The 22487-nt window shown below is 60.0% G+C and carries 20 protein-coding genes, 1 rRNA gene and 1 other RNA gene; 13 read left to right on the top strand and 9 right to left on the bottom strand.

The features are described 5' to 3' along the window. Positions 1-6: 6 nt before the first annotated feature. Both rrf and F7P80_RS07300 read left to right on the top strand, forming a co-directional pair. Positions 7-119, top strand: a 5S ribosomal RNA gene (gene rrf, locus F7P80_RS07305). A gap of 192 nt (positions 120-311) precedes the next feature. After that, entirely contained in the window at positions 312-1049 is a 738-nt protein-coding gene (locus tag F7P80_RS07300) for a 16S rRNA pseudouridine(516) synthase (RefSeq protein ID WP_054065462.1), read from the top strand. Here the strand turns inward: F7P80_RS07300 and F7P80_RS07295 are convergent. After that, entirely contained in the window at positions 1042-1965 is a 924-nt protein-coding gene (locus F7P80_RS07295) for a Ppx/GppA phosphatase family protein (RefSeq protein WP_151043655.1), read from the bottom strand. The genes F7P80_RS07300 and F7P80_RS07295 overlap by 8 nt on opposite strands. Here F7P80_RS07295 and F7P80_RS16745 point away from each other — a divergent pair. Both F7P80_RS16745 and ppk1 read left to right on the top strand, forming a co-directional pair. Next, on the top strand, positions 1964-2125 hold the full coding sequence (locus F7P80_RS16745; RefSeq protein WP_162777369.1) for a hypothetical protein: 162 nt from the start codon (positions 1964-1966) through the stop codon (positions 2123-2125). The genes F7P80_RS07295 and F7P80_RS16745 overlap by 2 nt on opposite strands. A gap of 55 nt (positions 2126-2180) precedes the next feature. After that, positions 2181-4271, top strand: coding sequence for a polyphosphate kinase 1 (gene ppk1 / locus F7P80_RS07290; RefSeq protein ID WP_428840858.1), 2091 nt, complete (start codon positions 2181-2183; stop codon positions 4269-4271). 144 nt (positions 4272-4415) lie between these two features. Here the strand turns inward: ppk1 and F7P80_RS07285 are convergent, their stop codons facing one another. Continuing rightward, complete coding sequence (locus F7P80_RS07285) at positions 4416-5891, bottom strand: Ppx/GppA phosphatase family protein (RefSeq protein WP_151043651.1); 1476 nt, start codon at positions 5889-5891, stop codon at positions 4416-4418. Between the two features lie 287 nt (positions 5892-6178). Here F7P80_RS07285 and pstS point away from each other — a divergent pair, with 287 nt between their 5' ends. From pstS to phoR, 7 genes are all read left to right on the top strand, one after another. Beyond that, positions 6179-7219, top strand: coding sequence for a phosphate ABC transporter substrate-binding protein PstS (gene pstS / locus F7P80_RS07280; protein WP_151043649.1), 1041 nt, complete (start codon positions 6179-6181; stop codon positions 7217-7219). Positions 7220-7395: 176 nt separating this feature from the next. After that, positions 7396-8331, top strand: coding sequence for a phosphate ABC transporter permease subunit PstC (gene pstC, locus F7P80_RS07275; RefSeq protein ID WP_054065464.1), 936 nt, complete (start codon positions 7396-7398; stop codon positions 8329-8331). Continuing rightward, positions 8328-9212: a phosphate ABC transporter permease PstA gene (gene pstA / locus F7P80_RS07270; protein ID WP_054065457.1), complete on the top strand. Its 885-nt coding sequence runs from the start codon at positions 8328-8330 to the stop codon at positions 9210-9212. The genes pstC and pstA overlap by 4 nt, the downstream gene beginning before the upstream one ends. Positions 9213-9232: 20 nt before the next feature. Beyond that, positions 9233-10036: a phosphate ABC transporter ATP-binding protein PstB gene (gene pstB, locus F7P80_RS07265; RefSeq protein ID WP_054065456.1), complete on the top strand. Its 804-nt coding sequence runs from the start codon at positions 9233-9235 to the stop codon at positions 10034-10036. Positions 10037-10053: 17 nt separating this feature from the next. Next, entirely contained in the window at positions 10054-10755 is a 702-nt protein-coding gene (gene phoU, locus F7P80_RS07260; protein WP_054065463.1) for a phosphate signaling complex protein PhoU, read from the top strand. 12 nt (positions 10756-10767) lie between these two features. Then, positions 10768-11469: a phosphate regulon transcriptional regulator PhoB gene (gene phoB, locus F7P80_RS07255; protein WP_054065455.1), complete on the top strand. Its 702-nt coding sequence runs from the start codon at positions 10768-10770 to the stop codon at positions 11467-11469. A 14-nt stretch (positions 11470-11483) separates the two neighbouring features. Further along, positions 11484-12824: a phosphate regulon sensor histidine kinase PhoR gene (phoR, locus tag F7P80_RS07250; RefSeq protein WP_151043647.1), complete on the top strand. Its 1341-nt coding sequence runs from the start codon at positions 11484-11486 to the stop codon at positions 12822-12824. Between the two features lie 54 nt (positions 12825-12878). Here phoR and F7P80_RS07245 read toward each other — a convergent pair whose 3' ends face one another. The 5 genes from F7P80_RS07245 to trxA all read right to left on the bottom strand — a co-directional run bounded on the left by F7P80_RS07245 (position 12879) and on the right by trxA (position 18399). Then, positions 12879-14222: an MATE family efflux transporter gene (locus tag F7P80_RS07245; RefSeq protein ID WP_054065453.1), complete on the bottom strand. Its 1344-nt coding sequence runs from the start codon at positions 14220-14222 to the stop codon at positions 12879-12881. Positions 14223-14244: 22 nt separating this feature from the next. Then, a complete protein-coding gene (locus F7P80_RS07240) occupies positions 14245-15945 on the bottom strand; it encodes a hypothetical protein (protein WP_151043645.1) in 1701 nt (566 codons plus the stop codon). Positions 15946-16135: 190 nt separating this feature from the next. Continuing rightward, positions 16136-16381 carry a type B 50S ribosomal protein L31 gene (locus tag F7P80_RS07235; RefSeq protein WP_054065451.1) on the bottom strand — a complete coding sequence of 82 codons (246 nt, stop codon included), beginning with the start codon at positions 16379-16381 and terminating at the stop codon, positions 16136-16138. A gap of 138 nt (positions 16382-16519) precedes the next feature. Beyond that, the gene (rho, locus tag F7P80_RS07230; protein ID WP_054065450.1) at positions 16520-17782 is read right to left on the bottom strand and encodes a transcription termination factor Rho; all 1263 of its coding nucleotides are present in this window, start codon (positions 17780-17782) and stop codon (positions 16520-16522) included. A gap of 284 nt (positions 17783-18066) precedes the next feature. After that, a complete protein-coding gene (gene trxA, locus F7P80_RS07225) occupies positions 18067-18399 on the bottom strand; it encodes a thioredoxin TrxA (protein ID WP_054065449.1) in 333 nt (110 codons plus the stop codon). 276 nt (positions 18400-18675) lie between these two features. On the opposite strand from trxA, the gene F7P80_RS07220 reads away from it, so the two are divergent. Beyond that, entirely contained in the window at positions 18676-20010 is a 1335-nt protein-coding gene (locus F7P80_RS07220) for a TIGR03862 family flavoprotein (RefSeq protein ID WP_151043643.1), read from the top strand. A gap of 121 nt (positions 20011-20131) precedes the next feature. Here the strand turns inward: F7P80_RS07220 and F7P80_RS07215 are convergent, their stop codons facing one another. Continuing rightward, the gene (locus F7P80_RS07215; RefSeq protein WP_077344525.1) at positions 20132-21028 is read right to left on the bottom strand and encodes a TIGR01777 family oxidoreductase; all 897 of its coding nucleotides are present in this window, start codon (positions 21026-21028) and stop codon (positions 20132-20134) included. Between the two features lie 598 nt (positions 21029-21626). On the opposite strand from F7P80_RS07215, the gene F7P80_RS07210 reads away from it, so the two are divergent. Next, positions 21627-22010: a hypothetical protein gene (locus tag F7P80_RS07210; protein WP_151043641.1), complete on the top strand. Its 384-nt coding sequence runs from the start codon at positions 21627-21629 to the stop codon at positions 22008-22010. 317 nt (positions 22011-22327) lie between these two features. On the opposite strand, the gene ffs is transcribed toward F7P80_RS07210, so the two are convergent. Continuing rightward, positions 22328-22423: signal recognition particle sRNA small type (gene ffs, locus F7P80_RS07205), an RNA gene on the bottom strand. Positions 22424-22487 lie beyond the last annotated feature (64 nt).

Here is a 22487-nt window from a genome sequence, read left to right as displayed (position 1 = left end):
TTTATGCCTGGTGACCATAGCAAGTTGGCCCCACTCCTTCCCATCCCGAACAGGACCGTGAAACGACTTTGCGCCGATGATAGTGCGGATTCCCGTGTGAAAGTAGGTCATCGCCAGGCTCTTACAAGCGCAACACCCCCTGACCTCCGAAAGAGGCAGGGGGTTTTGTTTTTGTCAGAATAAAAATAAATTGATAGCTGCCAGCGCTTGATGTGCTTGTGTTTCACTATCAAAGATATCTAAAAGCTTTTACTGGCGGGCGATAGCCGCTCTGCTTTTTACAGCCGCAGCCTGCGGCTAAGGGGATAGCGATGCAGTTGCAAGACATTCTTTATTCGCAAGGTTTTGGCATTCGCCGCGTGTGTTCTGGCCTGGTACAGCAGGGCTGGGTAGAGGTCTATGAAGATGGGGCAGACCAGCCGGTGCGTGTGACCGACTCTACGGCGGAATACGAGCCTGAAGGCCTGCGCTTTCGCGTGCAGGGCGTGGACTGGGAATACCATGAGAAAGGCTATGCGCTGCTGTACAAGCCTGCGGGCACGGAGTGCTCGCAAAAGCCCTCGGCCTACCCCAGCATCTATACGCTGCTGCCAGCGCCGCTGCGCCAGCGTCCGAACAAGGGCGCGGTACAGGGACTGCAGGCTGTGGGCCGCCTGGACCAGGACACCACGGGCTTGCTGCTGCTCAGCGATGACGGTCAGTTCATCCACCGCATGAGTTCGCCCAAAAAGCATGTGGCCAAGGTGTACCGTGTGACGACCAAGCACCCTGTGACGCAAGCCATGGTGGACAAGCTGCTGGCCGGTGTGGTGCTTGATGACGATCCCAAGCCTGTGAAGGCTGCGGCCTGTGAGATGGTGTCGGAATGCGTGCTGGATCTGACGCTGACCGAAGGCAAGTACCACCAGGTCAAGCGCATGATTGCGGCGGTGAGTAACCGTGTGGAAGGGCTGCACCGCTGGAAGATTGGCGGTCTGCAGCTGCCTGCGGATATGAAGCCCGGCGAGTGGCGTTGGCTGAGCGCCGAAGAGCTGGCACTGCTCAAATAAGCGATAGTTCCTGCGCCGTGCTCAGCAGCAGACCATGGCGCAGAGAGCCTTGGGTGACGCGCAGCTGCTCAATGCCAAAGAGCTGAAACACGGCGCACATGAGGCTCACACCGCCGCCGATGACGGGTTTGATGTCATCGCGCAGACCCGCCAGAGGCAGACGGTCGATATGGCTGGCCTGTGCCAGTTGCTGCTGCAGCTGCAGCAAGGCGGGGCGGGTGATCAGGCCAGGAGGCTCACCCATGTGATGCAGGGCTTTGCTGATGGCACCTGCTGTGCCTGATGAGCCATAGACCTGCTGCCAGGCATGCGTGCGCAGCTGCTCCAGCGCAGGTTGCAGCACCTGCTGGGCTGCCTGTATGGCCTGTGCAAAATCGCTGGCAGCCAGGCTGCCATTCGGGAAAAAACGCTGCGCCCAGGCGACGCTGCCCACCGCATAGGATGCGGCGCTGTGCAGGGTATGGCCTTCGCCCACGCAGATTTCGGTGGAGCGCCCGCCGATATCGATGACCAGCCGCTGTTCAGGCTGCTCTGGCAACAGGGCGGTGACGCCCTGGTAGATCCAGCGTGCTTCCTGTTCCCCGGAGATGAGTTCCACCCGGCACTGCAAAATTTCACTGGCGGCCTGCAAAAAGGTATCGCGGTTGCTGGCTTCGCGCAGCGTCTGGGTGGCTACGGCGCGGCGGTGTGAGTTGGGAATGTCACGGATCAGCTCGGCATAGCGGCGCAGGCATTGCAGGCCGCGTTCCATGGCCGCGGCTTCAAGCTGCCCCTGTGCATCAAGTGCGCCGCCCAGGCGGATGGTTTCTTTGCGCTGGCGCTGAATCTGGAGTTTGCCTTGGTGCATACGGCCGACCAGCAGCAGGATGCTGTTGGAGCCGATGTCGATGCTCGCCAGTGGGGAATGAGGGCTCATGATGGAAGCAGAAAAAACGGTGCGCAGATTACCACTGTCAGGGCCTGCAGATATGGCAAAGTCAAGATTGTCCTGTCACTGTTTTGTCATTGATTTGAAAGATACTGGCGGCCAGCGCTTCGAAGGCGGCCCGCTTTTTTTACATGTCTGCTCACACTGAACCTAGTCATTTATTACCTGTACAGCATTTGGGAGGCGCTCCCTCCATGGTTGGTATGCTGCCAGGCACCTCTGTAGAGCCTGCACTGCAGATGCCAGAAGATGCCCTTTCCGCGGGACTGCCCCTGCTGGAGCGCGATGCCTGTATTCTTGGTTTTAATGAGCGTGTGCTGCACTGGGTGGCGCGTGAGGATGTGCCCCTGCTGGAGCGCCTACGCTATCTGAGCATTGTTTCGTCCAACCTGGATGAGTTTTTTGAAGTGCGCTCGCTGCCGCATATTGCGGCTTTGCGCCAGCGCACGGACAACGCCGCAGGTGCCTGCACCGGCAAGGCTTTGCTGGCCAAGGCCCAGCAGATGGTGGCCCGGCAATATGCCTTGTTCAACCAAGCGCTGGTGCCTGCCTTGCGTGCGCGGGGCATTCGCATTGTCTCGCACAAGGAGCGCACGGCTGCGCAGCGTGCCTGGGTCTACAAGTACTTTGTGCGTGAGGTCAAACCGCTGCTGGTGCCAGTGGCGCTCGACCCGGCCCATCCATTCCCGCAGGTAGCAAACAAGTCGCTGAATATGGTGGTGCGCCTCAAGGGCGGTGATGCTTTTGGGCGCACGAATGCGGTGGCCATCGTCAAGCTCCCGCGTGCACTGCCGCGGCTGGTGCAGCTGCCCGCCAGCATTTCGGGCAAGCGCCGGCTGTTTGTGAGTTTGTCGAGCATGGTGCGCGCCCATGTCTCGGAGCTGTTTGATGGCCGCGAGGTGGTGGAAACGGCGCAGTTTCGCGTGACGCGCAATACCGAGCTGTCAGTCGAAGAGGATGAGGTGGACGACCTGCGCACGGCCCTGCGCGAGGAGCTGGTGCACCGCCAGTTTGGTCAGGCCGTGCGGCTGGAGGTGAGCAGTGGCTGCTCCGACTTTTTGCTGGAGACACTGCTGCAGGAGTTTGAGCTGCCGCGTGAAGCCATGTTCTGTGTGAATGGGCCGGTGAATCTGGTGCGACTGGCCGAGCTGATTGATCTGGTCAACGACCCGGGCATGCTGTTTCCTGCCTGGCAGGCCAGCTGGCCCCGGCAGCTGCAGCATGGGCGCAGCGTCATGGAGCAGATGCGCAAAAAAGATGTGCTGATTCACCAGCCTTTTGAGCAGTTTGACGCTGTGCTGCAGCTGCTGCGCGAAGCCGTGCACGACCCGCGCGTGGTGGCCATCAAGCAGACGATTTACCGCACGGGCGCCGAGTCTGAGCTGATGGCCTTGCTGGCCGAAGCTGTGCGCCTGGGCAAGGAAGTCATGGCTGTGGTGGAGCTCAAGGCGCGCTTTGATGAAGAGGCCAACATCAACTGGGCCGATGCACTGCAGGCCGTAGGCGCGCAGGTGGTCTATGGCGTGGTGGGGCTCAAGACCCATGCCAAGATGCTGTTGATCACCCGCCGTGAAGGCCGCGGTTTGCGCCGTTACGGGCATCTGTCCACTGGCAATTACAACCCCAAGACCGCACGGCTGTATACCGACCTGAGCTATCTGACCTGCAACGAGGTGTTGACGGCAGATATGGACGCCGTTTTCCGTCACCTGGCCAGCCCTAATGTGAAGCCACGGCTGGAGAAACTGGTGATGGCGCCGTTTGCCTTGCAGTCCACCATGCTCGCGCATCTGCGCAGCTGTGCCCAGGCGGCACGCAAGGGCGAATATGCACGTGTGGTCATCAAGTCCAATGCCATGACGGATGAGGTGCTGATGCAGGCACTGGCCGAAGCTGGGCAGGCGGGCGTGCAGATTGACCTGATTGTGCGCGGCGCCTGCATGCTGCCGCCGCAGCTGCCGGGTGTCAGTGACAATATCCGGGTGCGCTCCATCATTGGGCGCTTTCTGGAGCACTCGCGGGTGTTCTATTTCGCCTGGGGAGATACACAGGAGCATGTCTACCTCTCCAGCGCGGACTGGATGCGCCGCAATATGACGCGCCGTGTCGAGCTGGCCTGGCCGGTGGAAGAGCCTGTGCTGCGCCAGCGCGTGATTGATGAGTGCCTGGTGGCCTATCTGCACGATGACCGCGATGCCTGGATGCAGCAGCCCGATGGCAGCTACCAGTGTGCACCGCGTCCGCAGACAGGCCATGGTGCCCAGGGGGCACTGATGCAGTATTACGGCGTATGAGTGTGGCATGCCGCCATGCATGTGGCAGGTACTATGAAAAACTAAGCGACTAGCGCTGTATTTATCAAGGTTTCAGATATAAAAGTATCTGAAAGCTTTGATATACAAGCGCTAGCCGCTCTTATTTTTATGGGGCTATGAGGCCTATACCGTGTGCTGAACCTGCAGCACCCAGTCGCTCTTGGCGACGGCTTCGGCTTCGTCCTGCAGCAGCTGGGCGCTGAGCGGAAAGCGCTGGCTCCAGCCATCAGGGGTCTGCAGCAGCAGCAGTTTGCCCTGGCGCAGCAGTTGCACGCCCTGCATGTCCGGGGCGCGGCGCGTATTGCACAGCACGGCAGCCAGGCGCAGGCACAGCAGCTGCAGGGCATGCTCGGTGTTGTGCATAAAGGCTTCCATCTTCTTGAGCTTGCCGCGGTGGCCCAGCACCAGTTGCGCCAGGTGCTTGAGTTCGGTGGCGGAAAAGCCAGCCGCATTGCAGTGTTCCAGCACATAGGCACTGTGGCGGTGGTAGTCGCTGCGGGAGATACGGCAGCCCACCTCATGCAGCAGACCGGCCCAGGCCAGTGCGGCAGGGGCGGCCTCATCCTGTGGGTGCAGTTGCAGCCACAGCTGCTGGGCGGTCTCTGCCACATGGCGGGCGTGTACGTGGTTCACGCCAAAGCGCTCCATCAGACCCAGCACGCTGGCGGTGTGCACATCGCCGGCATAGCTTTCATCGACCATGCCGTAGAGGACGCCCATGCGCAGCGCGCCCTGGGCGACCTGCATGTGGTCCAGACCCAGCAAGTCAAACACGGCACGCAGCACGCTCAGGCCACCAGCCACTACGGGGCGGCGGTCTTCCTTGAGGCCATCGAGCTTGATGCGGTCTACATGACCAAAGCGCAGCAGCTGCTGCTGCAGCCAGTCCAGGCCGGCGCGGGTGATGATGCCTTCGCCATGGCCGTGCGCTGCCAGCGTGTCACCCACGGCATTGGCCGTGCCTGCGGAGGCATAGGCCACATCCCAGCTGCCGAGCTGGAAGCTGTCCAGCACTTCATCGAGCACGGCACGCGCTGCGATCTCTGCAGTCTGAAAAGCCTGCGCGCTGAGCTGCCCCTGCGGGAAATAGCGTGAAGTCCAGGCCACGCTGCCAATGCGGTAGGAGGCAACGGATTGCGCCACGCTGCCCTGGCCCAGCACAAATTCGGTGGAGCGCCCACCGATGTCGATGACCAGGCGGCGCTCGTCGGTCGCAGGCAGCTGGCTGACGACGCCGCGGTAGATCAGTGCAGCTTCTTCTTCACCGGCGATGACTTCGATGGGAAAGCCCAGCAGCTCGCTACCTTTGTCAATAAAGACATCGCGGTTGCGTGCTTCGCGCAGGGTCTGGGTGGCAACAGCGCGTACATGCTGGGGGTCAAAGCCGCGCAGGCGTTCGCCAAAGCGTGCCAGGCAGGCCCAGCCACGTTCCATGGATTCCTGCGTCAGGTTGCGCTGAGCATCCAGCCCATTGCCCTGACGTACGGTTTCCTTGAGGTATTCCACGCGGTGAATTTGGTGGTGTTCATAGCTGCCAATTTCGAGGCGGAAGCTGTTGGAGCCCAGGTCGACGGCAGCGAGGGTGATCGCATGGTTCATGTGAGGAAGAAATGGATCGCGGATCGCGGCGCAATGCAAAGTGCGCAGCTTAGCAGCCTCCGCTGGCTGTGCGCATGTCAGGCACGCTTTGCCCGGTAGAGAAGCAGGGCAGGCAGGATAAGTGAGGAATGTGACGTTGGTATGAAAGCAGTCTGACGTTGTTTTTTGACAAAAATTGCGGAAATTTTGCATGTCACAGACATGTCACACAGCGTTTTTACATTCACTCCATCGAGCTTTATTCAACCTGGATCTGCACAAGGTCTGCAAGCAAAAGAGGTGTGAGGATGAAAATGTCCATGATGCGTGTTTTGGTCACCGGTGCCTTGGTGTCGGGTGGTCTGTTCAATGTGGCAGCGGCGCAGGAAGCCACTGGTGCTGGTGCCAGTTTCCCCGCACCTCTGTATTCCAAGTGGGCAGCCGACTACAACAAGGCCACTGGTGTGAAGATTAACTACCAGTCGGTGGGCTCCAGCGCAGGCATCAAGCAGATTGAAGCCAAGACCGTGGACTTCGGTGCTTCGGATGAGCCCCTGAAAGACGCAGATCTGCAGGCCAAGGGCCTGGTGCAGTTCCCCACAGTGATCGGCGGCATCGTGCCTGTGGTGAACATCAAGGGTATCCAGCCAGGTGAGCTCAAGCTCAACGGTCAGGTGCTGGGTGACATCTACCTCGGCAAGATCACCAAGTGGAACGACCCCGCCATCACGGCGCTCAACCCCGGTGTGAACCTGCCTGATGCCAAGATTTCTCCCGTGCGCCGCGCGGATGGCTCTGGCACGACCTTTGGCTTTACCAACTACCTGAGCAAGGTCAATGGCGAGTGGAAGGAAAAAGTCGGTGAAGGCAAGGCGGTCAACTGGCCTACCGGCGCAGGCGGCAAGGGCAATGAAGGCGTGGCTGCGTTTGTGGGTCGCCTGGCGAACTCCATCGGCTACGTGGAATATGCCTATGTCAAGCAGAACAAGCTGACCTATGCCCTGCTGCAAAACAGCGAAGGCAAGTTTGTGGCGCCTAGCGAGTCGACTTTCAAGGCAGCCGCTGCCGGTGCAGACTGGAGCAAGAGCTTCTACCAGATTCTGACCAATCAGCCCGGTGCTGACGCCTGGCCGATCACCAGCGCCACCTTTATCCTGATGCACAAGCAGCAGGAAAAGCCTGCGCAGGCAGCGACAGCGCTGAAGTTCTTTGACTGGGCCTACAAAAATGGCGATGTAACTGCGAGCGGCCTGGACTATGTGCCTATGCCAGACTCGGTCAAGGAGCAAGTTTTCAAGGCCTGGGGTGAGATCAAGGATGCATCCGGTCAGCCTGTGTCCTGGAAATAAGCCACTTTTTTGACGTTTTGACCTGCCGGACACAGTCGCTCTGTGTCTGGCAGACGTCGTTATTTGTTCCGAGGTGACTTTCCGTGTCCTCAACCACTTCTTCTGCAGGGGCCGCAGCTTCTGCCAAGACCAAAGGTGCCACTGCTGGCACTCGACCTCCAAGTCGCAGCGCATGGATTTCTGCCAGCTTTGCGGACCGCCTGTTTGCCTGGACCGCCAAGATTGCAGCGCTGGTGACGCTAGGCCTGTTGCTGGCCATCATGGGCTCCTTGTTCAGCGGTGCCTGGCCGGCCATCCGTGAATACGGGCTGGGCTTTTTCCTGCGCACCGAATGGGACCCCGTACAAAACCAATACGGTGGCCTGGTCATGATTTATGGCACTTTGATGACTTCGCTGATTGCGCTGGTCATTGCTGTGCCGGTGAGCTTTGGCATTGCACTGTTCCTGACCGAACTGGCGCCGGGCTGGCTGCGTCGCCCGCTGGGCACGGCCATTGAGCTGCTGGCGGCGGTGCCCTCCATCGTCTACGGCATGTGGGGTCTGATGGTGTTTGGCCCGGTGCTGGCCACCTATGTGCAGGTTCCGCTGCAGGAGCTGTTTGATGGCGTGCCTTATCTGGGTGCGCTGGTGTCTGGCCCGCCTGTGGGCATTGGCATTTTGTCGGCCGGCATCATCCTGGCCATCATGATCATTCCCTTCATCGCATCGGTGATGCGTGATGTGTTCGAGGTCACGCCCGCGCTGCTCAAGGAGTCTGCCTATGGCCTGGGTGCGACGACCTGGGAAGTGGTGTGGAAGGTGGTGCTGCCATACACCAAGGCTGGTGTGCTGGGCGGCATCATGCTGGGACTGGGGCGCGCGCTGGGCGAGACCATGGCAGTGACCTTTGTGATCGGCAATATGAACCAGCTCAATTCGCTGTCGCTGTTTGATGCGGCCAACAGCATTACCTCGGCGCTGGCCAACGAATTTGCGGAAGCGGGTGAGGGGCTGCACCAGGCATCGCTGATCTACCTGGGCCTGGCACTGTTCTTTATTACCTTTGTGGTGCTGGCACTGTCCAAGGTATTGCTGAGTCGCCTGCAAAAGCATGAAGGAGCGCGAGTATGAGTACGTCCAGTGAATCTTTGCTGCAGACCCATGCGCTGCAGGCACAGCGCCAGGCGCACTTTGCCCGCCGCAAGCGGGTGAACCAGATTGCGCTGACGCTGGCCATGATGGCCATGGCTTTTGGCGTGTTCTGGCTGATCTGGATTCTGTGGGAGACGATACGTCTGGGCATTGGGGGGCTGAGCCTGACGCTGTTCAGCGAGATGACACCTCCACCCAACGAAGCCGGCGGCCTGGCCAATGCGATCTTTGGTTCGCTGGTCATGGTGGCGCTGGCTACGTTTGTGGGCACACCCATTGGCATCATGGCGGGTGTTTATCTGGCGGAATATGACAGGCGCAGCTGGCTGGCCAGCACCACGCGCTTTGTGAATGACATCTTGCTGTCGGCCCCTTCCATCATCATCGGCTTGTTTGTCTATGCCATGGTGGTGGCGCGCTTCAAGAGCTTTTCTGCCTACGCAGGCATTGTGGCGCTGGCCTTGATCGTGATTCCGGTCGTCATTCGCACCACAGAAAACATGCTCACGCTGGTGCCCTCGGCGCTGCGCGAAGCGGCCTATGCCCTGGGAACCCCGAAGTGGAAGGTCATCATGCTCATCACCTTGCGCGCAGCGCGTGCCGGGGTGATTACCGGTGTGCTGCTGGCTGTGGCGCGTATTGCGGGTGAGACCGCTCCGCTGCTGTTTACAGCCCTGAACAACCAGTTCTGGAATGCCGACCTTTCCAAGCCTATGGCCAGCTTGCCAGTGACCATCTTCAAGTTCGCCATGAGCCCCTATGAGAACTGGCAGCATCTGGCATGGGCTGGTGTCTTCCTGATTACCCTGGCCGTGTTGGGCCTGAACATCCTGGCACGTGTGCTGACGCGCCAGAAATAAAAGATTGCAAGGATTTCAAGATGTCTATCGCAACCACTACGACATCCGCAGCCGTGGCGCCTATTACCGGAACTGCCAAGCTGTCAGTGCGCAACCTGAACTTCTACTACGGCAAGTTCCACGCGCTGAAGAACATCAACCTCGATATTCCGGAGCACAAGGTTACGGCCTTTATCGGCCCCTCTGGCTGTGGCAAGTCCACGCTGCTGCGCACCTTCAACCGCATGTATGAGCTCTACCCCGAGCAGCGCGCGACGGGGCAGATTCTGCTCGATGGTGAAGATCTGCTGACCAGCAGGCAGGACGTGGCGCTGATCCGCGCCAAGGTGGGCATGGTGTTCCAGAAGCCCACGCCGTTTCCCATGTCCATCTACGACAACATTGCCTTTGGCGTGAAGCTGTTCGAGAGTCTCGACGCCGCGGACATGGACGAGCGTGTGGAGTGGGCACTGCGCAAGGCCGCGCTGTGGGGAGAGGTCAAGGACAAGCTGCACCAGAGCGGCGCCAGTCTCTCGGGTGGTCAGCAGCAGCGCCTGTGCATTGCACGTGGCATTGCCATCAAGCCCGAAGTTTTGCTGCTCGACGAGCCCTGCTCCGCGCTGGACCCGATTTCCACGGCGAAAATCGAGGAGCTGATTGCCGAGCTGAAGAACGACTACACCGTAGTCATCGTCACGCACAACATGCAGCAGGCCGCGCGCTGCAGCGACTACACGGCCTATATGTACCTGGGGGATCTGATGGAGTTCGGTGAGACCGAGCAGATGTTCTTTAAGCCTCAGCGTCGTGAAACTGAGGACTACATTACGGGCCGCTTTGGTTGAGCCACAAGGAGACTGTCATGTCCGACAAACACTTATCTACCCAATTTGACAGCGAACTCAACCGCATCTCCTCGCGGGTGATGGAACTGGGCGGTCTGGTGGAGCGCCAGATCAGCCAAGCCGTTTATTCCTTGACACAGTTCAACCTGGAAGCTGTGGAGCAGGTCTCCGGCATGGAAGAGCGCGTGAACGCCATGGAGGTGGAGATCGACTATGAGATCGCCTCCATCATTGGCCGCCGCCAGCCCACGGCGCGGGACCTGCGCATGCTGATGGCTTTTTCCAAGGTCACGGCGAATCTGGAGCGCATGGGCGATGAAGCGCATAAGATCGCACGCATGGTGCAGTCCATCATCGAAAGCGGTGCGGCGCGTGCGCTGCCTTCCAGTGAGCTGCGCGTGGCTGCAGAAATGGCCTCTGCCATGCTGCGCAAAGCGCTGGATGCGCTGGCGCGTCTGGACACCAAGGCGGCGCTGGCCATTCTGAAGGAAGACGATCTGATCGACGAAGAGTTTGATGGCTTTGTGCGCAAGCTCATCACCTACATGATGGAAGATCCCCGCAAGATCTCGGCCAGTCTGGACCTGCTGTTCCTGGCCAAGGCCATTGAGCGCATCGGTGACCATTCCAAGAATGTGGCCGAGCTCATCATCTATCTGGTGGAGGGCAAGGACATTCGCCACCAGTCCATGGAAGCCATTGAATCCGCCGTGCGTTGAGGGCCAGCCAAGATGAATAAATTGCCACAGGTACTGATTGTGGAAGACGAGCCCGCCATCGCAGAACTGATTGCGGTGAATCTGCGTCACAACGGCTTTACGCCGGTCTGGGCGGAGGATGGGGTCAGTGCGCAGCGTGAGCTCGATGCCTCGCTGCCCGACGTGATCTTGCTGGACTGGATGCTGCCTGGCGGCTCCAGTGGCCTGAACCTGGCGCGCAAGTGGCGTGCTGATGCACGCAGCAAGCAGGTGCCCATCATCATGCTGACCGCGCGTGGTGATGAGCCGGACAAGATTGCCGGGCTGGACGCGGGTGCGGACGACTATGTCACCAAGCCGTTTTCTACCCAGGAGCTGCTGGCGCGCATTCGCGCTGTGCTGCGCCGCCGCCAGCCAGAACAGCACGTGCAGCGCATTCAGGTGGGAGATCTGGTGCTGGATGCCAACACCCATCGCGTGAGCTACCGTGAGGCGCTGCTCAAGCTGGGGCCGACGGAGTTCAAGCTGCTCAGCCACCTCATGCGCCACCCCGAGCGTGTGCACAGCCGTGGACAGCTGCTGGACAAGGTCTGGGGCGATCAGGTGTTTATCGAGGAGCGCACGGTGGATGTACACATCAAGCGCCTGCGTGAAGCACTGGGTGAAGCCGGCAAGATGGTGGAAACCGTGCGTGGTGCAGGCTACCGCCTGAGCGCTGGCACGCACCAGGCATAAAGACGGAGCCCATCATGCTGTTGCGGTGGCTGATCTTGCTGCTGGTGCAGGCTGCACTGGCGGGGCTGGGGTTCTGGGTGTTTGGCCCATGGGGTGCTGCAGGCGGTGTCTTGCTGGCTGCATGGCTGAGCCTGCTGTGGGACCAGTGGCAGGTGCAGCGCCTGCGCCGCTGGCTGATGGCCGGTGAGCTGTCTGCTGCCAGTGGCCTGCGTGGCAGCTGGTCCATGGTCAGCACCTATGTGCGCCGTGCTGTGCGTCAGCGAGAGCAGGCCGTAGCGTCTGCCGAGCAGCGTGTCTCAGACATTCTGGATGCCCTGCAGGCCAGCCCCAATGGCCTGGTGCTGCTGGATGCACGTGGCCACATTGAATGGTGTAACCAGATGGCAGAACGCCACTTCGGCTTTGAAGCCCAGCGCGATCTGGGACAGGCTATAGGCAATCTGGTGCGAGACCCTGCGTTCAGCAGCTACTGGTCTGGTCAGGACTTTGCCAACCCCATCGTCATGCAGGGGCGTGAAAGCTCGGCTTCGCGCCCCGTGCGCCTGTCGGTGCACATCTACCCCTATGGCGATGGCCGCTATCTGATGCTGGCGCGAGACATCACCCAGCTGGAGCAGGCGGATGCCATGCGGCGCGACTTTGTGGCCAACGTCTCGCACGAAATTCGCACGCCGCTGACGGTGCTGGTGGGCTTCGTCGAAACCCTGCAGACACTGGTGCTGAGCGAAGAAGAGCGCAAGCACTACCTGCACCTGATGGCGCAGCAGGCCGGGCGCATGCAGAACCTGGTGCAGGACTTGCTCATGCTCTCACGCCTGGAAGGCAGCCCCTTGCCGGGCTATGAAGACTGGGTGCCTGTGGCCCACCTCATGCGCCAGTGCGAGGTGGAGGCGCAGGCACTGTCCAAGGTGCTGACCAAAAGCAGCCAGAACCCTCACGTGCTGGCCTTTCCGCAGGAGGGGGATGCGGGCATGGAGCTGCAGATTGCAGGTATGCAGGCAGAAATCCTCAGTGCCTTTTCCAACCTCATCAGCAATGCCTTGCGCTACACACCAGCAGGTGGCCATGTGCAGGTGCAATGGGACGTATTGCCCGATGGCAGCGCACGCTTTTCGGTCAAGGACTCTGGCCCGGGCATTGATGCAGCGCACATCCACCGGCTCACGGAGCGCTTTTACCGTGTGGACCGCAGCCGTTCACGCGATACGGGCGGCACGGGCCTGGGGCTGGCCATCGTCAAGCATGCGCTGCAGCGCCATGGAGCCAAGCTGGAAGTGCACAGCCAGCTGGGGCAGGGGGCAACCTTCAGCGCTGTGTTTCCGGCGCAGCGCCTGCGCAGGGCTCAGGCTGCTTAAGTGCATGAACGCATGAACGAAAACGGCTGCATCATGCAGCCGTTTTTTTGTGGCTCAATGTCGGTGTGCCAGCAGCACGCGGCGCATGAGATAAATAAAAATAATAGCTACCAGCGCAAGTGATACGCCACTTCCAATCCAGAAAGGTGTTGGATTCGTTGACCAGAGTGCGCTAGTTGCTTCATTTTTGTAAGCAAGCCAGTAGCCGCCAGCCAGACCACCGCCCCACAGCAGGCTGCAATAGACAATCAGCGGGGCCACGGTCACACGCCAGCAGCGCAGCAAAAAGATGCATACGCACTGGATGCTGTCAGACGCGTGGTAGAGCGCCACCCACAGCAGCAGGGCCGAAGTCAGTGCCACCACGCCAGGGTCTGCCGTATAGATCTGGGGCAGGGCTTCGCGTGCCAGCAGCAGCGTGCCGGAGAGTACCAGGCCGCTGGCGGCCGCAATCTTCAGCCCCATCCATGCCAGCTTCTGCGCCTGTGCCTCATTGCCGGTGCCACGCCACCAGCTCACCCGGGCGCTGATGGCAATGCCCAGGGACAGCGGCACCATGTAGCACACGGCAGCCAGATTGGCGGCAATCTGGTGGCTGGCTGCAGACAGTGCGCCTTGCCGCGCCACAAACAGGGCGACCAGAGTGAAGGACGTCACTTCCACCAGAATCGACAAACCAGCCGGCACGCCCAGTCGCAAGAATGCGGCCAGACGCCTGAAGTCTGGCGCTTCCATGCGCTGCCACAGCTGCAGCGGCGCATAGAGCTTCTGGTAGCGCATCAGCACGATGGCGACGATGGCAATCGCATAGTCCACCAGCAGCGTAGCCCAGGCACAGCCTGCTGCGCCCTGTGGCTCCAGGCCCCAGCCGCCAAAGGTAAACCAGATAGACAGCGGCACTTTCAGCACCAGTGCACCGACCTGCAGCCAGGTCACCAGCTGTGGGCGGCCCAGCGCCTGATTGAGTGTGGTGTAGAGGCGAAAGAACATGGCCGAAGGCAAGGCCCAGCCCACGATGATGAGGTAAGTGCGCACATCGCCCTGCATGCTCTCTGGCACTTCGGTCCAGTTCAGGATGGGGTCTGGGAACACCAGAATCACCATGCCCAGCAGCGTAAAGCCCAGCGCCAGGTACAGGGACTGGCGAAACGATGCGCCAATGGCGGCCGTCTCGCCGCGTCCGTGCTGTTCGGCCCAGATGGGCAGCAGCGCCTGCAGTACGCCCATGAGCGATACGTAAACACTCACAAACAAGGCAGAGGCCACAGACAGTGCAGCCAGTGCATCCGCGGAATAGCGGCCTGCGACGATGGTGTCGGTCACGCCAAAGGCCATGATGGCCAGTTGCCCCGCCAGCACCGTGCCAGCATGCCGCGCAATGGTGGCAAGTTCATGCATGATGGAAAAAATCCTTGCCCGTTCAGGGCTTGCGGCGCAGCACCATCAGATAGTCGTGGCGGTCGGTGGGGCGCATGACACGGGCTTGCAGCAGCCAGTCCTGCGTCTGCTCGGCAGGCAGTGCCGACCAGGCCATTGGTGTGGCAATCAGCCATTCACAGCGCTGGGCGGTTACCTCGCCCTGGTCTGCACGTTGCAGCTCCCAGTCCGTGTAGTGGCGCATGGCTGTAGTCAGTGCCGGGTCAAAGCCCAGGGTCTGCATGCAGCGCACATCCGCTGGAATGTGCTGGCGCAGTGCCTGAATGTGCGGGCCATAGCTGCGGCCATAGTCCAGCATGGGCAGCCACAGTGTCATGAGCAGCACCCAGCCCAGCACCGTGCCGCCTGCGGGCACGGCCAGGCTCTTCCAGATGGCAGCGCGGTGGCGGCGGGTGCGCCATGCCACCAGCAGCAGCCAGGCAGCGGTTGCCGCTACGGCCACCAGGAAGGGGAACAGGGCAAACGAAGGTTCAAAGCCAATGGCCAGGCGCTGCACGTTGGCGGCAGGCTTGGCGGGAAAGCCGGTCTGTACCGAAATCCACACCACCCAGATAGTGATGGCCGAAACGGTGAAGAAAAACAGTGTCAGCCAGTCAATCAGTGCGCCCAGGCTGCGCTTGAAGGTGGGCAACGCAAATGCTGCCAGTGTGGCTGCAGCGGGCAGCGACAGAATCAGCGCACGGTCGCCTTCTGCGGTGAACAGTGTGCACAGCAGTGCAATCAGCCACATCCACAGCGGCCAGGCGATATGCGGGTTGCGTGTGGGGTGCTGCAGCTGCCTGCGCCAGCACCATAGTGCCCACAGTGCCAGGGGCCAGGTGGGCCAGCTGAACCAGATCAGCAGACGTGCCATGCTCTGCCAGTCCTTGCCCTGCTGCCAGGGGTTGATCAGGCGGTACTCCCACAGCCCTAGTGCCCAGGCCGCAGCCGCTGCCACAGCCATGGACAGTGCCCACCACGCAGCCCAGCTGTAGCGCTGTGCCAGCTTGGGCGTGCGCACCAGCAGTGCCATGGCCATGGCACCAGCACCCAGCAGCATGGCTATGGCAGGTGCACCAGCCAGTGCCAGCGCCAGCGTTCCCGTCATGGCGGCGATGGCTGACAGTCTGGGCTGCCACCACATGGAAGCCGCTGCAAAAAACACCACGCAGGCAGCGCTGAGCTGCGTCAGTGTGTGGCTGGTTTCGTGTGAAAACTGCGCCAGCCCCAGGCAGGCGAGCAGAGCCAGCAGGCCACCATCGGCCAGTGCACGGGCATAGTCTGTGGGGGAGGCTTCGCCGCCAAACGCAAAGGCCACAGGCTGCGCGCCGGGTGTGCGTGCCAGGCTGAAGACGGCGCGCCATGTGCACAGCAAGGCCAGCACCAGCAGCAGCATGAAAGGCAGGCGCACGACCAGATCGGGCGGCATGGCCGCTGGCAGCAGCTTGAGCGCCCAGGCACCCAGCCAGTACTGCAGCAGGCCTGGGTTTTCAGGTGTCAGCCCGTCCAGCAAGGGCGTGGTCCAGGCGGATTCCCCTTGCGCCATGGCCTGCATGTAGCCAAACGCTGCAATATCCACATCACGCCACGGCTCCCGGCCAACGAAACCAGCAAGTATGTAAGTAGCGCACAGCAGCAGCATGATCCAGCGGGGCAGGCTGCGGACGGCGTTCTGGGCGACGATGGCGGGTGATGGCGGATTCATGGATAACAACAAGCGGCAGTGCTGCACGGGCCGCACCGCCGACACAAAGGCTAAAAGCTGATAGAGATGCCAAGCATGCCATGACTGCTGCGAGTGTGCAGTCGCTGGGTGCATGCGCGCTGTGCGCAGGAGGCAAGAAAAAAAGGCAGCCTGGTTGCCCGGGCTGCCTTTTGGCGGGGAAGCAAAAAAATTACTTCTTGCCGAAGCGGTTGCGGAAGCGCTCCACACGGCCGCCCATGTTGTCCACCGACTTTTGAGTGCCAGTGTAGAAGGGGTGAGATTCAGAAGTGGTATCCAGCTTGAACAGAGGATATTCCTTACCTTCGAAAGTCTCAGTTTCCTTGCTGGGCACGCAGGAACGTGTCACGAACTTGAAACCGTTGGACATGTCCACGAACAGAACTTCGCGGTAATCGGGGTGGATGCCTTCTTTCATAATCTTCCTTTAGCAAGTGCGGCAGCCGTATCGGACCTGAAGCAACCATTGCTTCAAATAAATCCCACATACTTACCGCAGAAAAAAGCCCCTCATTATAGCTTGAGGGGCCAATTGTCTGCACAGCAGACGGATGGATTAGCCGCCGCGACGCATCATGTCGAAGAACTCGACATTGTTCTTGGTCTGCTTCATGTTCTTCATCATCAGCTCCATGGCCTCAATTTCGTCCATGTTGTACATGAATTGACGCAGGATACGGGTCTTTTGCAGCACTTCGGGCGGCAGCAGCAGTTCTTCGCGGCGGGTGCCCGACTTGGACAGCTCGATCGCAGGGAAGACGCGCTTTTCGTACAGACGGCGGCTGAGGTGGATTTCGCAGTTACCGGTGCCCTTGAATTCTTCAAAGATCACTTCGTCCATGCGCGAACCAGTGTCGACCAGTGCGGTGGCGATGATGGTCAGCGAGCCGCCTTCTTCCACATTGCGCGCTGCGCCAAAGAAGCGCTTGGGGCGATGCAGAGCGTTGGAGTCCACACCACCAGACAGCACCTTGCCCGACGAAGGCACGACGTTGTTGTAGGCACGGGCCAGACGGGTGATGGAGTCCAGCAGGATGACCACGTCTTTCTTCAGCTCGACCAGGCGCTTGGCGCGCTCGATCACCATCTCGGCCACGTGGACGTGGCGGGTGGCAGGTTCGTCGAAGGTCGAGGCAATGATTTCACCGCGCACCGAACGCTGCATTTCCGTCACTTCTTCAGGGCGCTCGTCCACCAGCAGCACCATCAGGTGCACGTCGGGGTTGTTGGCCGTGATGGCGTGGGCAATGTGCTGCATCATCATGGTCTTGCCGCTCTTGGGAGGGGCAACGATCAGCGCGCGCTGACCACGACCGATAGGGGCGATGATGTCGATGATGCGGCCGGTGATGTTCTCTTCGGACTTGATCTCGCGCTCGAGCTTCATCTGTTCCTTGGGGAACAGCGGCGTCAAGTTCTCGAACATCACCTTGTGCTTGTTCGATTCAGGAGAGTTGCCGTTGACCTTGTCCAGCTTGGTCAGGGCAAAGTAGCGCTCGCCATCCTTGGGCGTGCGCACTTCACCTTCGATCATGTCGCCGGTGTGCAGGTTGAAGCGGCGCACCTGGCTGGGGGAGATGTAGATGTCGTCGGTGCTTGCGGTGAAGCTGGTGTCGGGGCTGCGCAGAAAGCCGAAGCCGTCGGGCAGGATTTCCAGCACGCCGTCAGCAAATACTTGTTCACCAGCCTTAGCGCGCTTTTTGATGATGGCAAACATCAATTCCTGTTTGCGCATGCGGCCGGTATTTTCAATGCCTAATTCTTCGGCCTGCTTCAACACTTCAGACACGTGCAGTGCCTTGAGTTCGTTAAGGTGCATCTGGAGTTACTCCTAGCGGAGTTTCAAAGAAATCTGGGGAGGTGGCGAATGCCAGAGTATTCGGCGGGAAGCGCAGTACGTCGATGGCTTGCCAAGATGATCAGGAGCGGACGCCCATGCATTGGGCCGTGATCAGGCGTCGATTATGACAGGAAAAGAAAACAAATTGCACGCGTCCTGACAGTGGGGCAATTTGCGCTGATCTTGTGAGAAAGAAAAGCAGGGTGTTGAGGGTCTGAATGCAGGAGGCCGGAGCTGCAGTGCGCAGGCTCCGGCCATGCCGATTAGGCGATTTGCTGGTCGATGAAAGCCGTCAGCTGAGGCTTGGCCATGGCGCCCACCTTGGTGGCTACCAGCTCGCCGTTCTTGAACACCATCAGCGTAGGAATGCCGCGGATGCCGAACTTGGCAGGGATTTCGCGGTTTTCATCCACATTCATCTTGGCAATGGTGATCTTGCCTTCGTAAGCCTGGGCGACGTCGTCCAGAATGGGCGCAATCATCTTGCAGGGACCGCACCATTCGGCCCAGAAGTCCACCAGCACGGTAGTGCCGGGCTGCAGCACGTCAGCTTCAAAGCTGGCGTCGGTGACATGCTTGATGAGTTCGCTTGCCATGGGGAGGTTTCCTTGAGATTGGGGTCTATGTCGTGTGTTGCGCACGGCAGCTGCCGCACGCGAAAACTGCATCAATTGTGACAGAAACCAAAGTCCGGATTCCGGTTAAGGGCTGGGGGTGTTCCTATGTCTGCCATAGCTGCTGACAATGCTTTGCAAAGGGGGGTGCCTCCTGCACATGGTCTGGAGGCAGCATGGGCCTTGCGTCTGGCGGTATGCTGCACGCCCTTTGGCGTTCTGCGTCGTTGTTATTTGTTGAAAGTTCAGGGTTTGAGTATGTCTGTTGCCGTTCTGCCACCATTGCAGTGTGAGGTTGCCATCGTCGGAGCTGGCCCGGCCGGGCTGATGGCTGCCGAGCAGCTGTCTGCACAGGGTGTGTCCGTGCACGTGTTTGACGGCAAGGCATCGGTGGGGCGCAAGTTCCTGCTGGCAGGCAAGGGCGGTCTGAACCTGACGCACTCTGAAGCCTTTGAGCGCTTTGTTGAGCGCTATGGCGAGTCGCAGCCCATGCTGCAGCCACTGCTGCAGGACTTTGGCGCAGACCAGCTGCGCGCCTGGGCCGATGGGCTGGGTATTGGCACTTTTGTGGGTACCTCGGGCCGTGTATTCCCCACGGAGATGAAGGCTGCGCCCCTGCTGCGTACCTGGCTGGCACGCCTGCGTGCGCAAGGCGTGGTGTTCCATATGCGCCATCTGTGGAAGGGCTGGGACGATGCCAAACACCTTCTGATGGAAACGCCTGCCGGTGTGCAGCCTGTGCAGGCCAAGGCTACGCTGCTGGCGCTGGGCGGCGGCAGCTGGGCACGTCTGGGCTCGGACGGCAGCTGGGTGCCGCTGCTGCAGGCCAAGGGTGTGCAGGTGGCAGCGCTGCAGTCCACCAACTGCGGCTTTGATGTGGGCCAGCCTGCGGCCGCCATGCCAGAAACGGCCACCCGCCGCGCTTTCTTTGAGGCGTTGATCGGCAGCAAGTCTGCGCCGCCCAAGGGCTGGAGTGCGCTGTTCACTGAGCGCTATGCAGGCGCGCCGCTCAAGTCAGTGGCGATTCGCTTTACGGACAGTCTGGGGCGCAGCTTTGAGCGCAAGGGTGAGTTTGTGGCTACGGCCACTGGCGTGGAAGGTAGCCTGATTTATGCGCTGTCCAATTTGCTGCGCGATGAGATCTTGCTCACGGGCAGTGCTACGTTGGAGCTGGATCTGCTGCCCGCCTTCTCGCACGACAAGGTGCTGCAGGAAGTGCGCCACCCCCGTGGCTCGCGCAGCCTGTCCAACCACCTCAAGGGCCGACTGGGGCTGGATGGCGTCAAGCTGGCGCTGCTGTATGAAGTGCTGAGCAAGGAATCCATGCAGGACCCCGCCAAGCTCGCGCATGCCATCAAGGCGCTACCCATTACCGTGGTGGCAGCACGCCCCATGGATGAAGCCATCAGCACGGCCGGTGGTGTGATGTGGGCGGCCATGGATGAGCAGTTGATGTGCAAGGCACTGCCTGGCGTGTTCTGCGCTGGCGAGATGATTGACTGGGAAGCGCCCACAGGCGGCTATCTGCTCACGGCCTGCTTTGCCACAGGCGTGCGCGCGGCACGTGGTATTCAGACCTATCTGGCTTCATAACTGATAGCTGCCAGCGCTTGATGTACGGTGTTTTCAAATATATTTCTATATGAAAACCTTATGAATCAAGCGCTGGCAGCTATTTTTATAAAAGTGCTTATTCCGGAAAGCGGCTTGCTGTCTAGCTTGCCAGCAGGTTGTGGAGTGCCTGCTGCAGCTGCGGATACTGCCAGGTAAAACCAGCCTCCTGCAGGCGGCGAGGTGCTAGGTGCTGACCGCCCAGCAGCAGTACAGACATCTCCCCCAAAAGTAACCGCAATGCCCAGGCGGGTGTGGGAATCAGCGCTGGTCTGTGCAAGGTCTGGGCCAGCGTCTGCGCAAACTGCATATTGCGCACGGGCTCCGGGGCGCAGGCATTGAAGACGCCGGAGCAATCTTCACGCTGCAGCAAGCTGTCAATGATGCGGACCTGGTCATCCAGATGTATCCACGGTATCCATTGCTGGCCGCTGCCCAGTCGCCCGCCCAAGCCCATTTTGTAAAGCGGCAGCAGCCGCTGCAGCATGCCGCCATGGGCAGACAGTACCGGCGCAATGCGCAGCAGCACCACACGTACACCGAGCAGGCTGGCTTTGTGCGCCTCCTGCTCCCAGGCATCACACAGCTGGCTGCCAAAGTCTGGCTGGCTGCTGGGGCTGCTTTCATCCAGCAGCTTGTCGCCACCATCGCCATACCAGCCTGCGGCAGAGCCAGAGATCAAGACCCGTGGTGGCGTGCTCTGCTGGCGCATCCAGTCCACCAGCGTGCGGGTGAGGTCTACACGGCTGCGCCAGAGCATGTCGCGCCGCGCCTGTGTCCAGGGGCGGTCGGCAATGGGGGCGCCTGCCAGGTTGATGACGGCATCAAAAGCGGTCTGAGGTAGCTCGCTGAAGGCCTGCACGCCTTGAGCGCCGCTGCACAGCTGTGGCACCTGGCTGGGGCTGCGGCTCAAGACCCACAGCTCATGGCCTTGAGCATGCCAGTACTGGCAAAGGGCGCGGCCTATCAGGCCAGTGCCACCCGTCAGCAAAATACGCATGGGATGTTTCCTTGGAGCACGGAAGGGGGAGTTCTACCAAGCGTGGGGCATTGTTCGCATGGCCCACACAACTTGTTGTCCGTAGTGTGCCTCAGCTGTCGTGGGCGGAATATGCCCTGTGCGGAGCTGTGATCTGCAGTGGTTTGGGTGAGGCTGAAGCTCTCAGGCATTTTTGTGGATACTGCTGCGCTGAAATTTGGTACTGAGGTCTGTTGGAGCTTAAGGCGGCTTGGTTCCCTACCTGATCCGGTTGGCTGCTTCCCCATGCGAGGGGGCCTGTCAGACCCTTTTAGACCAAAGTGACACAGTGAAGTGGCACGTGGAATAGGGCTTGAGTCTCCCAAGGGGAAACTGTTTTTTGGAGGGTGATTGCTGAGCTGCCTTTGATTATGTTTCGCAGGCTATTTTTCCCTCGTGCCCGGAGCGATTGCTTCAAGTAACTCTAGGAGGTGATGGCCGTGTTTGAGGCGACGGGGGGGTGGAGAGTGGATTGGTCTGCTGTGAGCGCTGTGGCAACTGCAGTTGGTACGTGCGTTGCGCTGGGGTCGTTGTAAGCGAGTCTTATATTCGTGGACGTCATCGACGCCGTGCCGCACGCTTGGCAAAAGTTCTTTTGGACGAGGAGCTGTCAAACCTTGCTCGCTACGGGGAGGGGTGGCAAACCGTGGCATACCTAGTTGTGAGCAACTCAGTTGAGCCAGCCTATAAACAAACCCTGGATGAAACGCTGGCAACCCCGCGTCTGAAAGCCTACTTAGATAACCAAACCAATATCTCTGAAGACGTTGTTCAGGCGATGGCGACGGTAGTCTCGTTGGCAATGAGCTACCAAAGAGCTCTTAGGTTGAGGGACGTGTCAATTCTCTATGAGCCAAAGGGGCGCTACAGTTCTCACTTCGTCGCATTAACGGAAGAGATTGAAAACTTGCGTAGCCTTTTAGAGGCTAAGTCCAAAAGTTGTTGGAAATCGGTTGGTTTCTAACCGCCCTCAAACAGCCCTGCTGACATGTCCCAAAAATAGGGTGTTGACTTCTCTGCCCCCATCCACAGGAGCGGTTCAAGGACACCTTGTGTAGTTTGTACTGGCAATGCTTACGCGCCCACCTAGCACCAAGGTCTTTGGGTGCAACGATGCTTAGGTCGTAGATGCCGCTCTGGCGATGCAGTCCAATGAGGGACGCCACAGATGCATCAACGATGTCTGGATAGGACAAAGTGGCACACCAGAGTGATGCAGAAAGAACTGAAGGGGCTTGGGGATAGATAACTCTTTGATTGCCAAAGAAATCCCTGAGAGAAGTTGACAAGCCTTACCTCGGCACTGGTTTCACAGTTAGGGCTGCTTGGTTCCCCACCTGACCCGGTTGGCTGCTTCCCCATGCGAGGGGGCCTGTCAGAGATGGATTATAGGGGTGTTTGCGTCTCGAAGATGTGACATGAGCAGATAAAACTGCCTGCC

This window comes from Comamonas kerstersii, assembly GCF_008801935.1.
Lineage (GTDB): Bacteria > Pseudomonadota > Gammaproteobacteria > Burkholderiales > Burkholderiaceae_C > Comamonas > Comamonas kerstersii.
The sequence above is the reverse complement of the archived record's forward strand: the minus strand, read 5'-3'. Positions and strand labels throughout refer to the sequence as shown.

Bases quoted from the DNA above. Each gene is read 5' to 3' on its own strand.
- F7P80_RS07300 (WP_054065462.1), top strand. From the start codon at position 312: ATGCAGTTGCAAGACATTCTTTATTCGCAAGGTTTTGGCATTCGCCGC.
- pstB (WP_054065456.1), top strand. From the start codon at position 9,233: ATGTCTATCGCAACCACTACGACATCCGCAGCCGTGGCGCCTATTACC.
- F7P80_RS07215 (WP_077344525.1), bottom strand. From the start codon at position 21,028: ATGCGTATTTTGCTGACGGGTGGCACTGGCCTGATAGGCCGCGCCCTT.
- F7P80_RS07220 (WP_151043643.1), top strand. From the start codon at position 18,676: ATGTCTGTTGCCGTTCTGCCACCATTGCAGTGTGAGGTTGCCATCGTC.
- rho (WP_054065450.1), bottom strand. From the start codon at position 17,782: ATGCACCTTAACGAACTCAAGGCACTGCACGTGTCTGAAGTGTTGAAG.
- F7P80_RS16745 (WP_162777369.1), top strand. From the start codon at position 1,964: ATGATGGAAGCAGAAAAAACGGTGCGCAGATTACCACTGTCAGGGCCT.
- ppk1 (WP_428840858.1), top strand. From the start codon at position 2,181: ATGCTGCCAGGCACCTCTGTAGAGCCTGCACTGCAGATGCCAGAAGAT.
- F7P80_RS07245 (WP_054065453.1), bottom strand. From the start codon at position 14,222: ATGCATGAACTTGCCACCATTGCGCGGCATGCTGGCACGGTGCTGGCG.
- phoR (WP_151043647.1), top strand. From the start codon at position 11,484: ATGCTGTTGCGGTGGCTGATCTTGCTGCTGGTGCAGGCTGCACTGGCG.
- phoU (WP_054065463.1), top strand. From the start codon at position 10,054: ATGTCCGACAAACACTTATCTACCCAATTTGACAGCGAACTCAACCGC.
- F7P80_RS07240 (WP_151043645.1), bottom strand. From the start codon at position 15,945: ATGAATCCGCCATCACCCGCCATCGTCGCCCAGAACGCCGTCCGCAGC.
- trxA (WP_054065449.1), bottom strand. From the start codon at position 18,399: ATGGCAAGCGAACTCATCAAGCATGTCACCGACGCCAGCTTTGAAGCT.
- phoB (WP_054065455.1), top strand. From the start codon at position 10,768: ATGAATAAATTGCCACAGGTACTGATTGTGGAAGACGAGCCCGCCATC.
- pstA (WP_054065457.1), top strand. From the start codon at position 8,328: ATGAGTACGTCCAGTGAATCTTTGCTGCAGACCCATGCGCTGCAGGCA.
- pstS (WP_151043649.1), top strand. From the start codon at position 6,179: ATGAAAATGTCCATGATGCGTGTTTTGGTCACCGGTGCCTTGGTGTCG.
- F7P80_RS07235 (WP_054065451.1), bottom strand. From the start codon at position 16,381: ATGAAAGAAGGCATCCACCCCGATTACCGCGAAGTTCTGTTCGTGGAC.
- F7P80_RS07285 (WP_151043651.1), bottom strand. From the start codon at position 5,891: ATGAACCATGCGATCACCCTCGCTGCCGTCGACCTGGGCTCCAACAGC.
- F7P80_RS07295 (WP_151043655.1), bottom strand. From the start codon at position 1,965: ATGAGCCCTCATTCCCCACTGGCGAGCATCGACATCGGCTCCAACAGC.